Genomic DNA, 14,048 nt, shown 5'->3' with positions numbered 1-14,048 from the left:
GGACTTTTGTTTGAAATAGAAGCAACTGACAGGTCAAAATTAAAATGAAGTTTTTACATTGACGAATCTTAGAAAAATTTCATTTTGATTTTAGATCAGGGTCAGATAACAGTCAAAAAAACAAAACTATGTGAAAGTGAGGTGCCAACTGTGAAAATCAATAAAATTCGCATGCGGGAAACTATTATTTCCTACGCATTCCTAGCACCAGTATTAATCTTCTTTACCGTCTTCGTTTTAGCTCCAATGATCATGGGCTTCATCACAAGTTTCTTCAACTATTCGATGACTAGCTTTGAGTTTGTGGGCTTGGACAACTACATTCGTATGTTTAAAGACCCTGTGTTTACAAAATCTTTGATTAATACCGTAATCTTGGTTATCGGGTCTGTACCAGTCGTTGTACTCTTCTCGCTCTTTGTAGCATCACAAACTTACCAACAAAATGCCATCGCTAGATCTTTCTACCGTTTCGTCTTCTTCCTTCCTGTAGTAACAGGTAGTGTTGCCGTAACAGTAGTATGGAAATGGATCTACGATCCACTATCAGGTATTTTGAACTTCGTGCTTAAGTCAAGCCATATCATCAGCCAAAACATTTCTTGGTTGGGAGATAAAAACTGGGCTTTGATGGCGATTATGATTATCCTTTTGACAACATCAGTTGGTCAACCAATCATTCTCTACATCGCTGCAATGGGTAATATTGATAACTCACTTGTAGAAGCAGCTCGTGTTGACGGTGCGACTGAATTCCAAGTGTTTTGGAAGATTAAATGGCCAAGCCTCCTTCCAACAACTCTTTATATCGCAATCATTACAACCATCAACTCATTCCAGTGTTTCGCCTTGATTCAATTGTTGACATCTGGTGGTCCAAACTACTCAACAAGTACACTTATGTACTACCTCTACGAAAAAGCCTTCCAATTGACTGAATATGGCTATGCCAATACTATTGGTGTATTCTTGGCAGTTATGATTGCCCTTGTCAGCTTCGCTCAATTCAAGATCCTCGGAAACGATGTAGAATACTAAGGAAAGGAGACAGCTATGCAACCTACACAACAAAAGAAACCATTAACAGCCTTTACTGTTATTTCAACAATCATTTTGCTCTTGTTGACTGTACTGTTTATCTTCCCATTCTACTGGATCTTGACAGGTGCATTCAAATCACAACCAGATACCATTATGATTCCACCACAATGGTTCCCTAAAGCTCCAACAATGGAGAACTTCCAACAATTGATGGTGCAAAACCCAGCCTTGCAATGGATGTGGAACTCAGTATTCATTTCTTTGGTAACCATGTTCTTGGTTTGTGCAACCTCTTCACTAGCAGGTTATGTATTGGCTAAGAAACGTTTCTATGGACAACGCATTCTCTTTGCAATCTTTATCGCTGCCATGGCTCTTCCAAAACAAGTTGTCCTTGTACCATTGGTACGTATCGTCAACTTCATGGGAATCCATGACACTCTTTGGGCAGTTATCTTGCCTTTAATCGGATGGCCATTCGGGGTCTTCCTTATGAAACAGTTCAGTGAAAACATTCCTACAGAATTGCTCGAATCTGCTAAAATCGATGGATGTGGCGAGATTCGTACCTTCTGGAGCGTAGCCTTCCCTATTGTAAAACCAGGATTTGCAGCTCTTGCAATCTTCACTTTCATCAATACTTGGAATGACTACTTCATGCAATTGGTAATGTTGACTTCACGTCAAAACTTGACCATCTCACTCGGGGTTGCGACTATGCAGGCCGAGATGGCAACTAACTATGGTTTGATCATGGCAGGGGCTGCCCTTGCAGCTGTACCAATCGTAACAGTCTTTCTTGTCTTCCAAAAATCCTTCACTCAAGGGATTACTATGGGAGCAGTCAAAGGATAGTACTCTGCGAAAATTGAATATAGTACAATCTGTTTATCAGTATGCAGCAGTATAGTTGATAGACTAAGAGAATACAGGATATATAAGTGTCTACAAAATGGAGAGGAGTTGCTTGCTTCACGAAGTTTTGTTAGACACTTATAAACTTACTGGCTAGACATCGTATGTCTGAAGGTAACAATCAGGTAAAGGAAATTACTATGATTTTTGATGATTTAAAAAACATTAGCTTTTACAAGGGAATTCATCCAAATCTCGATAAGGCCATCGATTATCTCTATGAGCATCGTAAGGATAGCTTTGAATTAGGAAAATACGAGATTGATGGGGATAAGGTTTTCTTAGTTGTACAGGAAAATGTTCTTAACCAAGAGGAAAATGATCGCTTTGAGCATCATAAAAAATATGCAGATTTGCATTTGTTGGTTGAAGGGCATGAGTACTCTAGCTATGGTTCTCGTGTCAAAGATGAGGCTGTAGCCTTTGACGAAGCTAGTGATATCGGCTTTGTTCATTGCCACGAACAATACCCACTTTTATTGGGTTATCACAATTTTGCAGTCTTTTTCCCAGGTGAACCTCATCAGCCTAATGGCTATGCAGGTATGGAAGATAAAGTTCGCAAATACTTATTTAAAATTTTAATCGATTAGTCAGTTAGGAGGAGCAAACAATGGCACATAAAGGATCTGGATTGATAAAAGCGGCATTCGATACGGATAACTTTCTTATGCGATTTTGTGAGAAGGTTTTAGATATCGTGACGGTTAATCTGCTCTTTGTTGTGTCTTGTTTGCCTATTGTGACGATCGGTGTTGCAAAAATCAGTCTCTATCAGACAATCTTCGAAGTTAAGAGTAGTCGTCGTGTTCCTGTTTTTAAAACTTATATGAGAGCCTTTAAGCAAAATTTGAAATTAGGTCTCCAGTTAGGTTTGTTGGAACTAGGAATTTTTCTGATTAGCGTTGTTGATTTATCTCTATTCTGGGGGCAAACCAGCCTAGGCTTCCAGCTCATTAAAGCCATTTGCTTGGGAATACTGATATTTTTAACCCTAGTTATGTTGGCTAGTTATCCAATTGCAGCACGCTATGACTTAACTTGGAAAGAAGTTCTTCAAAAGGGCTTGCTCTTAGTTAGCTTTAACTTCGTGTGGTTCTTCTTGATGTTTGCGATTATTTTATTAATCATGATGCTTCTCTATCTATCGGGCTTTACTCTAGTGCTCGGTGGATCAGCATTTCTACTTTTTGGCTTTGGCCTTCTTGCCTTTTGCCAAGCTGGATTAATGGAAAAATTGTTTGCTAAATATCAAGCAGATTGAAAATGATATGAAACTACTTTCAAACATGAAAAGCTATGGGAGATGAATAGAAATTAAAATCTAAGTGGCTGAGATGTATTGAAAGCGCTTTTCACAAGGTGTATACTAAAATAGTAAAAAATCATCTGCCCAGAGCAGAAAATAAGAAATCTTAGGAGAAATCTATGTCAGATTTAAAAAAATATGAAGGCGTCATTCCTGCCTTCTACGCATGTTATGATGATGCGGGCGAAGTAAGCCCAGAACGTACTCGTGCTTTGGTGCAATACTTTATTGATAAAGGTGTTCAAGGACTTTATGTCAATGGTTCTTCAGGTGAATGTATCTACCAAAGCGTAGAAGACCGCAAATTGATCTTGGAAGAAGTCATGGCAGTTGCTAAAGGTAAATTGACCATTATTGCTCACGTGGCTTGCAACAATACTAAAGACAGTATCGAACTTGCTCGTCATGCAGAAAGCTTGGGTGTTGATGCTATCGCAACAATCCCACCAATTTACTTCCGTTTGCCTGAGTACTCAGTTGCGAAATACTGGAACGACATCAGTGCAGCAGCACCAAACACAGACTACGTTATCTACAACATTCCTCAATTGGCAGGTGTTGCTTTGACTCCAAGTCTTTACACAGAAATGTTGAAGAACCCACGTGTTATCGGTGTTAAAAACTCTTCAATGCCAGTTCAAGATATCCAAACTTTTGTTAGTCTTGGTGGTGATGATCATATCGTCTTTAACGGTCCAGATGAACAATTCCTAGGTGGACGTCTCATGGGTGCTAAATCTGGTATCGGTGGTACTTATGGTGCTATGCCAGAACTCTTCTTGAAACTCAACCAATTGATTGCGGACAAAGACCTAGAAACAGCGCGTGAATTGCAATATGCTATCAACGCTATTATTGGTAAATTGACTGCTGCGCATGGAAATATGTACGGCGTTATCAAAGAAGTCTTGAAAATCAATGAAGGACTTAATATCGGATCAGTTCGTTCTCCACTTACACCAGTGACCGAAGAAGATCGTCCAGTTGTAGAAGCAGCTGCTCAATTGATTCGTGAAACTAAGGAGCGTTTCCTCTAATCAATAGGAGGCTTTATGACTAATTATGTTGCAATTGATATTGGTGGAACTAATATCAAATATGGTTTGATTGACCAAGATGGACAACTTGTTGAGTCTCACGAAGTAGCGACTGAGGCTCATAAGGGCGGTCCACATATCTTACAGAAAACAAAAGATATTGTCGCTAGCTATCTAGAAAAAGGACCGGTGACAGGTGTGGCTATTTCCTCAGCGGGAATGGTTGATCCTGATAAGGGTGAGATTTTCTATGCTGGTCCACAGATCCCGAACTATGCAGGGACTCAATTTAAGAAAGAAATTGAAGAAAGTTTCCAAGTTCCTTGTGAAATTGAAAATGATGTCAACTGTGCAGGGCTAGCAGAAGCTGTTTCTGGATCTGGAAAAGGTGCAGGAATAACGCTATGTTTGACCATCGGAACAGGTATCGGCGGTTGCTTAATCATTGACGGCCAGATTTTCCATGGATTTAGTAATTCTGCCTGTGAAGTTGGCTATATGCATATGCAAGATGGGGCTTTCCAAGATTTAGCTTCTACAACTGCCTTGGTTGAGTATGTAGCTAAGGCTCATGGTGAAGAAGTAGCCCATTGGAATGGTCGTAGAATTTTCAAAGAAGCTACAGAAGGCAATAAACTCTGTATGGAGGGAATTGACCGTATGGTAGACTATCTTGGGAAAGGTCTTGCTAACATTTGTTATGTTGCCAATCCAGAGGTTGTTATACTAGGTGGTGGTATTATGGGGCAGGAAGCGATTTTGAAACCGAAAATTCGTAAAGCTCTAAAAAATGCGCTTGTTCCAAGTCTAGCGGAAAAAACAAGATTAGAATTTGCGCATCATCAAAATACTGCAGGTATGCTTGGTGCATACTATCACTTCAAAACAAAACAATCCTAAGCTGGCCTTGCCACTTTAGGATTTTTTTAGTGGTAAATAGTAGCAAAAGCATTTAGTAAAAATCTAGTTAAAGCTTTGGAAGCCCTTGCATTTTTCGGGATAATATAGTATATTTATTATACTGCAGAAACTCTAGGTAAAATTTTTGCTAATTTGAGCCTTATTTTATTTTCAAAAAATGTAAGCGATTTCTCTAAAAGAACTTACCCAAAAATAAATAGCTTAGGAACAGAGTTTTAAGCTAGGGAATCAAATAAAAAATGTCGCCAGCTAAAGCTGGGCTTTGGCAGTAGCTGACTGCTCTAGAATAGTAGGAGTATTTGATGAAACAATATTTTTTAGAAAAAGGTAGAATATTTAGTATTCGTAAACTGACTGTTGGTGTTGCTTCTGTCGCAGTTGGTCTTGCTTTTTTTGCTTCTGGGAATGTTGCGGCTAGTGAACTTGTGACAGAACCAAAACTTGAAGTGGATGGTCAAGCAAAAGAAGTGGCAGATACAAACAAGGAAACTCCAGAAGTTGCCAAAGAAGTAGCTGAAAAACCAGCTCCTCTTGCAGAAAATGCAGTAGAAGAATCAGGTGATTTACTCCCTGAAGAAATTCCTGATCGAGCTTATCCTGATACGCCAGTGAAAAAACTGGACACTTCAGCCATTGTTTCAGAGAAAGAAAGTCCACAAGTAGAGACTAAGAGCATTTTGAAACCTACAGAAGTGGCTCCATCTGAAAGCGAAAAAGAAAATAGAGCTATTATCAATGGCGGACAAGACCTTAAGCATATCAATTATGACGGTCAACCAGCTACATCAGCAGCGATGGTTTATACAATTTTCAGTTCACCTCTAGCAGGTGGTGGAACTCAGCGTTACCTCAATTCTGGTTCTGGTATCTTTGTGGCTCCAAACATCATGTTGACAGTGGCTCACAATTTCTTGAAGAAGGATGCCGAAACCAATGCTGGTAATATCTTAGGCGGTGACACTGCTAAGTTCTATTACAATGTAGGTTCAAATTCTGCTAAGAATAATTCTTTACCAACTTCAGGAAAAACTGTTTTGTTCCAAGAAAAGGACATCCATTTCTGGAATAAAGAGAAGTTTGGTGAAGGGTACAAAAATGACCTAGCCTTGGTTGTGGCTCCAGTTCCAGTACAGATTGCAAGCCCAAATAAGGCTGCAACCTTTACTCCTTTAGCTGAATACCGTACCTATAACCCTGGTGAGCCAGTTAGCACGATCGGCTACCCAACAGATTCTACTTCTCCAGAATTGAAAGAACCAATCGTACCTGGTCAATTGTATAAGGCTGATGGTGTTGTTAAAGGTACTGAAAAGTATGATGATAAGGGAACTGTTGGTGTAACTTACCGTTTGACTTCTGTATCAGGTCTTTCAGGTGGAGGTATCATCAACGGTGATGGTAAAGTTATCGGTATTCACCAACGTGGTACAGTTGATAATATGAACATTCCTGAAAAAGACCGTTTCGGTGGAGGTCTTGTCCTCTCGCCAGAACAATTGGCATGGGTCAAAGAAATCATTGATAAATACGGTGTTAAAGGCTGGTATCAAGGCGATAACGGTAGCCGTTATTATTTCACTCCAGAGGGAGAAATGCTCAGAAATAAGACAGCAGTTATTGGCGAAAATAAATACTCTTTCGATGAAAGCGGTGTAGCAACTCTTCTTGAAGGTGTTGAATATGGACGAGTTGTTATCGAACACGTAGACCAGAAAGATAATCCAGTCAAAGAAAACGATACTTTTGTTGAAAAGACAGAAGTTGGAACTCAGTTCGACTATAACTATAAAACAGAAATTGAAAAGACTGACTTCTTCAAGAAGAATAAAGAAAAATATGAGATTGTATCAATTGATGGCAAAGCTGTCAATAAACAGCTAAAAGATGCCTGGGGAGAGGATTATAGCGTTGTGAGCAAGGCTCCTGCAGGAACTCGCGTTATCAAGGTTGTTTATAAAGTCAATAAAGGTTCCTTCGACCTTCGTTACCGCTTGAAAGGTACAGAGCAAGAATTGGCACCTGCAACTGTGGACAACAACGAAGGAAAAGAATATGAAGTTTCCTTTGTCCATAGATTCCAAGCTAAAGAAATCACGGGCTACCGTGCAGTAAATGCAAGTCAAGAAGCTACCATCCAACACAAAGGAGTGAACCAAGTTATTTTTGAATACGAAAAGATTGAAGATCCAAAACCAGTAACACCAGTCACTCCAGTAGTTGATCCAAAAGATGAAGAAACAGAAATTGCTGCTTACGGACCACTTCCAAGCAAGGCTCAATTGGACTACCACAAGGAAGAATTGGCGGCCTTCATCCACTATGGTATGAATACTTATACCAACTCTGAGTGGGGGAACGGTAGAGAAAATCCTCAAAACTTTAACCCAACTAACCTTGATACAGACCAGTGGATTAAGACTTTGAAGGATGCTGGCTTCAAACGAACAATCATGGTTGTAAAACACCACGATGGATTTGTAATTTACCCATCTAAGTACACAAAACATACTGTCGCTGCTAGTCCATGGAAAGATGGTAAGGGAGACCTTCTCGAAGAAATCTCTAAATCAGCGACTAAGTATGACATGAATATGGGTGTTTACCTATCACCATGGGATGCTAATAACCCTAAATATCATGTTTCAACTGAAAAAGAGTATAACGAATACTATCTCAACCAACTCAAGGAAATCCTTGGAAATCCTAAATACGGTAACAATGGTAAATTCATCGAAGTTTGGATGGACGGTGCGCGTGGTAGTGGAGCTCAAAAAGTAACTTATACCTTTGACGAATGGTTCAAGTACATCAAGGAAGCTGAAGGAGATATCGCTATCTTCTCTGCTCAACCGACAAGTGTCCGTTGGATCGGTAATGAACGTGGTATCGCAGGAGATCCAGTCTGGCATAAGGTCAAGAAAGCTAAAATCACTGATGATGTTCGAAATGACTATCTCAACCACGGGGATCCAGATGGTGATATGTACTCTGTAGGTGAAGCAGACGTTTCTATCCGTTCAGGTTGGTTCTACCATGACAATCAACAACCGAAATCAATCAAAGATTTGATGGATATCTACTTCAAGTCTGTTGGTCGTGGAACGCCACTTCTACTCAACATTCCACCAAATAAAGAAGGTAAATTCGCAGATGCAGACGTCGCTCGTTTGAAAGAATTCCGAGCAACCTTGGATCAAATGTATGCGACTGACTTTGCTAAGGGTGCAACTGTAACTGCAAGCTCTACTCGTAAGAATCACTTGTATCAAGCAAGCCACCTAACAGATGGTAAGGATGATACTAGCTGGGCATTAGCAAATGATGCTAAGACAGGTGAATTTACTGTCGATCTTGGTCAAAAGAGACGCTTTGACGTGATTGAACTCAAAGAAGATATCGCTAAAGGTCAGCGTATCTCTGGCTTCAAGGTTGAAGTTGAACTCAATGGCCGTTGGGTACCATACGGTGAAGGCTCAACTATTGGTTATCGTCGCCTAATCCAAGGTCAACCAGTAGAAGCACAAAAGATTCGTGTGACTATTACTGGTGCGCAAGCAACACCTATTTTGACAAACTTCTCTGTTTATAAGACTCCAAGCAGTATCGAGAAGACAGATGGTTACCCTCTTGGATTGGACTACCATTCAAATACAACAGCAGATAAAGCAAATACAACTTGGTATGACGAATCTGAAGGTATCCGCGGAACATCTATGTGGACTAACCAAAAAGATGCAAGCGTAACCTACCGTTTCAACGGAACTAAGGCTTATGTCGTATCTACAGTGGATCCAAACCACGGTGAAATGTCGGTTTACGTGGATGGTCAAAAGGTTGCAGATGTACAAACCAATAATGCAGCTCGTAAACGTAGCCAGATGGTTTATGAAACAGATGACTTGGCTCCAGGTGAACATACCATCAAACTCGTTAACAAGACTGGAAAAGCTATTGCAACTGAAGGTATCTACACGCTCAACAATGCTGGTAAAGGTATGTTTGAGTTGAAAGAAACAACCTATGAAGTTCAAAAAGGACAACCAGTTACTGTAACCATCAAACGTGTTGGTGGTAGCAAGGGAGCTGCGACAGTTCATGTTGTGACTGAGCCAGGAACAGGGGTTCACGGTAAAGTTTATAAGGATACAACGGCTGATTTGACCTTCCAAGATGGTGAAACAGAAAAGACTTTGACAATTCCGACAATTGACTTTACGGAGCAAGCTGACTCTATCTTTGACTTCAAAGTGAAAATGACGAGTGCTTCAGATGAAGCTTTGCTTGGCTTTGCTTCAGAAGCAACGATTCGAGTGATGAAAGCTGAATTGCTTCAAAAAGATCAAGTCAGTCATGATGATCAGGCCAGTCAACTTGACTATAGCCCAGGTTGGCACCATGAAACCAATTCTTCTGGCAAATACCAAAACACTGAGTCTTGGGCATCCTTTGGTCGTTTGACTGAAGAGCAAAAGAAAAATGCTAGCGTAACAGCTTACTTCTACGGAACAGGTCTTGAAATCAAAGGTTTTGTTGATCCTGGACATGGTATCTACAAGGTAACTCTGGATGGTAAAGAACTTGAGTATCAAGATGGTCAAGGAAATGCTACTGATGTCAATGGTAAGAAGTACTTCAGTGGAACAGCAACTACACGTCAAGGTGATCAGACTCTTGTTCGTTTGACTGGACTTGAAGAAGGTTGGCACGCTGTAACCTTGCAATTGGATCCAAAACGAAATGATACCTCTAGAAATATTGGTATTCAAGTTGATAAGTTCATCACTCGTGGAGAGGATAGCGCTCTTTATACCAAAGAAGAATTAGTTCAAGCTATGAAAAACTGGAAGGATGAATTGGCTAAATTTGACCAAACAGCCTTGAAAAACACTCCAGAGGCTCGTCAAGCCTTCAAGTCAAACTTGGACAAATTATCAGAACAACTTTCAGCAAGTTCTGCAAATGCACAAGAAGTTCTGAAAACAGCAACAGTTCTGCAAACGATCCTTGATAAGGAAGAAAACTACGGTGTCGAAGAAACACCAGCTCAACCAGAAGAGCCTAACTATGATAAGGCTATGGCAAGTCTGGCAGAGGCCATCCAAAACAAGAGCAAGGAACTAGGTGATGATAAGGAAGCTAAGAAGAAACTAGTTGAGTTATCAGAGCAAGCTCTTGCTGCTATTGAGGCAGCTAAGACTCAGGATGCGGTAGACAAAGCCTTGCAAGCAGCTCTAACTTCTATCAACCAACTTCAAGCGACTCCAAAAGAGGAACCAAAACCAGAACCACCAGCCCAACCAGAAGAACCTAACTATGATAAGGCTATGGCAAGTCTGGCAGAGGCCATCCAAAACAAGAGCAAGGAACTAGGCAACGATAAAGAAGCTAAGAAGAAATTAGTTGAGTTGTCCGAGCAAGCAATCGCAGCGATTGAAGCAGCTAAGACTCAGGATGCAGTAGATAAGGCTTTGGCAACTGGTCTAGCTGCTATCAATCAACTTCAAGCAACTCCGAAAGAGGAACCAAAACCAGAAGAACCAAGCAAACCAGAAGAGCCAACCATCGACTACGACAAGGCTATGGCAAGTCTGGGAGAAGCGATCGAAAGAAAGACTAAAGAACTTGGTGACGATAAAGAAGCTAAGAAGAAATTAGTTGAGTTGGCAGAGCAAGCTGTTTCAGCTATTCAAGAAGCTAAGACTCAAGATGCAGTAGATAAGGCTTTGGCAACAGGTCTAGCTGCTATCAATCAACTTCAAGCGACTCCGAAAGAGGAACCAAAACCAGAAGAACCAAGCAAACCAGAAGAGCCAACCATCGACTACGACAAGGCTATGGCAAGTCTGGGAGAAGCGATCGAAAGAAAGACTAAAGAACTTGGTGACGATAAAGAAGCTAAGAAGAAACTAGTTGAGTTGTCAGAACAAGCTCTTGCTGCTATCGAAGAAGCTAAGAGTCAGGATGCAGTAGATAAGGCTTTGGCAACTGCTCTAGCTGCTATTAATCAACTTCAAGCAACTCCGAAAGAGGATCCGAAACCAGAAGAGTCTAAAGTTGACCGCCATAAGGCGATTGCAGAATTGGCTGCAGCAGTCGAGAAAAAAGCTGCTGAACTTGTCGATGATGTAGCTGCACAGGAAAAACTGGTTGAACTTGGAGAGCAAGCCCTTACTGCCATCAGAGATGCTAAGACACAGGATGCGGTAGACAAAGCCTTGCAAGCAGCTCTAACTTTTATCAACCAACTTCAAGCGACTCCGAAAGAGGAAGTAAAACATTCAACAGTTCCAGCTGAAGGAGATAAGGTCTTAGTTCAAACGCAACCAAGCCTTGAAGTAACGACAGAACCAATCGCCTTTAATACTGTTCGTCGTGAGAATGCCTTCCTAGCTAAAGGTAAGGAACAAGTTGTTTCAGAAGGTAAAGCAGGTCAAGTAACGACTTATGTAGAAGTAGAGGGAGATACACGTAAGACAGTTAAGGTTGAACGTGAAGAAGCTCAAGATCGTGTCATCGAAGTTGGTACTTATGAAGGAACATCTGAGCCAGCTGAAGGTGTTAAAGAATTGAGCTTTAGTCAACCAAGTCTTGAGGTAGTTGAAGAACCAAGAGGCTTCAAGACAGTGAAGCAAGAAGATCCAACTCTTCCAGAAGGTAAAACTAGCGTGTCTCAAGTAGGTCGTGAAGGTAAAGAACGTATCATCACCGAAGTAGCATTGGATGGAAGCCGTACTGAAAAACTTCGCGAAGTTGTTGAAGAACCACAAGATGAGATTGTACTAGTCGGAACTAAGAAATTTGAAACAGGTAAAACAGATCCAGCGATTCATGAAGTAGCAGAGTTCACAGGTGGTGTCAATGGAACAGAAGCAGCTAGTCATGAACTTCCAGAATTTACTGGTGGAGTAAATGGCTCAGAAGCAGTTATTCGTGGAGAAGATCCAGAGTTCACAGGTGGTGTCAATGGAACAGAAGCAGCTAGTCATGAACTTCCTGAATTTACTGGTGGAGTAAATGGCTCAGAAGCAGTTGTTCGTGGAGAAAATCCAGAGTTCACAGGTGGTGTCAATGGAACAGAAGCAGCTAGTCATGAACTTCCTGAATTTACTGGTGGAGTAAATGGCTCTGAAGCAGTTGTTCGTGGAGAAGATCCAGAGTTCACAGGTGGTGTCAATGGAACAGAAGCAGCTAGTCATGAACTTCTTGAATTTACTGGTGGAGTAAATGGCTCTGAAGCAGTTATTCGTGGAGAAGATCCAGAGTTCACAGGTGGTGTCAATGGAACAGAAGCAGCTAGTCATGAACTTCCAGAGTTTACTGTTGGTGTCAATGGTTCAGAAGCGGCTAGTCATGAACTTCCAGAGTTTACTGGTGGAGTAAATGGTTCAGAAGCAGCTATCCATGATGTTCCAGAGTTCACAGGTGGTGTCAATGGAGCAGAGGCAACTGTCCATGAGCTCCCAGAATACAAGGATGAGCAGTCACATGTAGCTCAGGCTATGTCACAAGAAAAGACTTATCAAGCACCTGCAAATCGTCAAGACATTCTCCCTGAAACAGGAGCAAAAGAAACTGCTACCCTTGCAAGCTTGGGAGCTGTAGGAGCACTTCTTGGCTTAGCTGCAATGGGAAAGAAAAAAGAAGACGAATAGAATCTGTCAAACTCAAGAAACACTTTTGAGAAAGTATAGATTTCGTGGGAAGTTATTGCAGAATAGTAGCATTGTTTAAAGAAACTGCTGTAATAACTGTCCAAACTTTAGAGATTGGAACCAATAACTAATCTCAATTATAAAAAGCGAGCAAAACGAGTTTTCTGATAAACAGAAGCTGGTCTTGTTCGCTTTTTTATATCAAGAATCAGGTGTAAAGTTCTATGTGCATAAGTCATCAGTTATAGGACTTGAGCAAACTAAAAACCAGCGACTTTAATCGCTGGTTACTCATATGCTTGTTTACTTGATAGGGATGAAGGCTTATCTAGACCTTCTATTTCTACGATAGCCATTTAGTTTTTTATTTTCCCAATAACTGTTAAAGATTTTTTCTTTACTCTCACGGTCAATTTCTAGGAAATAAGCATAGAGTAGATCAATTAAGATCAACATAGGAAGTTGGGCAGAAATGCGTTGGATATAGGAAGCCTGACTCTGGCTTGCTACCAGTACAGTTTCTGTAAATTCCTGAGTTTCCTTGCTAGGCGTACTAGTAAAAAGAACAGTTTTAGCCCCCATATCTTGAGCGTCTAGTAGACTGTCAATGATGGATGGAGTTGTTCCTGAAAGGGAAAAGCCAAAGACCAAACATTTTTCATCGATGATACTGGTTGTCCAGGCGAAACCATCTGGATCTGTCAAAGCCTCACAAACGACTCCAAGTCTCATGAAACGCAATTTCATCTCACGTGCAACGAGGCCAGAACTTCCAGTCCCAAAAAAATAGACGCGTTCTGATTGATCAATCATTTGGGCAATGCGCTCCAGTTGGTCATCATCAATCAATTCTTGAGACATTTCACGGATATTTGTATAACTTCTCAAGACTCGTTGAGTCAAGGGGTTCATATCCTGCTGAGGGACTGAAAGGTTGTCAATTTGTTGTAGGTATTTGAAAATGAACTCTCGATAACCCGTAAAGCCACATTTTTTGGCAAAGCGAGTGAGAGCGGCCTGAGAAATATGAAGTTTTTGAGTGACCTGCTGAGAAGACAAGTCATCATGAATGGTATCTGCCTGCAAAAAATAGCGGGCAATCTCTTGCTCTAAATCGGTCATTTCTTCAAAGTGAAGATCAATAATCGTAGAGATGTCTTGCTTGTTCATGGG

At 40.9% G+C, this 14,048-nt stretch carries 8 protein-coding genes; 7 read left to right on the top strand and 1 reads right to left on the bottom strand.

The window, feature by feature from the left end:
* Window positions 1-171: 171 nt before the first annotated feature.
* The 7 genes from QM917_RS00650 (at window position 172) to QM917_RS00620 (ending at window position 12,875) form a co-directional block, all read left to right on the top strand.
* A complete protein-coding gene (locus QM917_RS00650) occupies window positions 172-1,038 on the top strand; it encodes a carbohydrate ABC transporter permease (RefSeq protein WP_075227343.1) in 867 nt (288 codons plus the stop codon).
* A gap of 15 nt (window positions 1,039-1,053) precedes the next feature.
* The gene (locus tag QM917_RS00645; protein ID WP_001183246.1) at window positions 1,054-1,896 is read left to right on the top strand and encodes a carbohydrate ABC transporter permease; all 843 of its coding nucleotides are present in this window, start codon (window positions 1,054-1,056) and stop codon (window positions 1,894-1,896) included.
* Between the two features lie 200 nt (window positions 1,897-2,096).
* On the top strand, window positions 2,097-2,549 hold the full coding sequence (locus QM917_RS00640; protein WP_311523630.1) for a YhcH/YjgK/YiaL family protein: 453 nt from the start codon (window positions 2,097-2,099) through the stop codon (window positions 2,547-2,549).
* Between the two features lie 20 nt (window positions 2,550-2,569).
* Window positions 2,570-3,220: a YesL family protein gene (locus QM917_RS00635; RefSeq protein ID WP_070460764.1), complete on the top strand. Its 651-nt coding sequence runs from the start codon at window positions 2,570-2,572 to the stop codon at window positions 3,218-3,220.
* 164 nt (window positions 3,221-3,384) lie between these two features.
* A complete protein-coding gene (locus QM917_RS00630) occupies window positions 3,385-4,302 on the top strand; it encodes a dihydrodipicolinate synthase family protein (RefSeq protein ID WP_248035138.1) in 918 nt (305 codons plus the stop codon).
* A 15-nt stretch (window positions 4,303-4,317) separates the two neighbouring features.
* Window positions 4,318-5,202: an ROK family protein gene (locus QM917_RS00625; RefSeq protein ID WP_414284320.1), complete on the top strand. Its 885-nt coding sequence runs from the start codon at window positions 4,318-4,320 to the stop codon at window positions 5,200-5,202.
* 323 nt (window positions 5,203-5,525) lie between these two features.
* On the top strand, window positions 5,526-12,875 hold the full coding sequence (locus QM917_RS00620; protein WP_414284319.1) for an SIALI-17 repeat-containing surface protein: 7,350 nt from the start codon (window positions 5,526-5,528) through the stop codon (window positions 12,873-12,875).
* Between the two features lie 324 nt (window positions 12,876-13,199).
* Here QM917_RS00620 and QM917_RS00615 read toward each other — a convergent pair whose 3' ends face one another.
* Entirely contained in the window at window positions 13,200-14,045 is an 846-nt protein-coding gene (locus tag QM917_RS00615; protein ID WP_075231529.1) for a MurR/RpiR family transcriptional regulator, read from the bottom strand.
* Between the last annotated feature and the right edge of the window lie 3 nt (window positions 14,046-14,048).

The sequence above is a fragment of the Streptococcus infantis genome (assembly GCF_047460685.1).
Taxonomy (GTDB): Bacteria; Bacillota; Bacilli; order Lactobacillales; family Streptococcaceae; genus Streptococcus; species Streptococcus infantis_AD.
Note: the sequence above shows the minus strand (reverse complement) of the source record. Positions and strands in the feature narration are given on the sequence as shown.

Excerpts from the sequence above, each read along its gene's own strand:
- QM917_RS00650 (WP_075227343.1), top strand. The coding sequence starts at position 172 with ATGCGGGAAACTATTATTTCCTACGCATTCCTAGCACCAGTATTAATC.
- QM917_RS00645 (WP_001183246.1), top strand. The coding sequence starts at position 1,054 with ATGCAACCTACACAACAAAAGAAACCATTAACAGCCTTTACTGTTATT.
- QM917_RS00640 (WP_311523630.1), top strand. The coding sequence starts at position 2,097 with ATGATTTTTGATGATTTAAAAAACATTAGCTTTTACAAGGGAATTCAT.
- QM917_RS00635 (WP_070460764.1), top strand. The coding sequence starts at position 2,570 with ATGGCACATAAAGGATCTGGATTGATAAAAGCGGCATTCGATACGGAT.
- QM917_RS00630 (WP_248035138.1), top strand. The coding sequence starts at position 3,385 with ATGTCAGATTTAAAAAAATATGAAGGCGTCATTCCTGCCTTCTACGCA.
- QM917_RS00625 (WP_414284320.1), top strand. The coding sequence starts at position 4,318 with ATGACTAATTATGTTGCAATTGATATTGGTGGAACTAATATCAAATAT.
- QM917_RS00620 (WP_414284319.1), top strand. The coding sequence starts at position 5,526 with ATGAAACAATATTTTTTAGAAAAAGGTAGAATATTTAGTATTCGTAAA.
- QM917_RS00615 (WP_075231529.1), bottom strand. The coding sequence starts at position 14,045 with ATGAACAAGCAAGACATCTCTACGATTATTGATCTTCACTTTGAAGAA.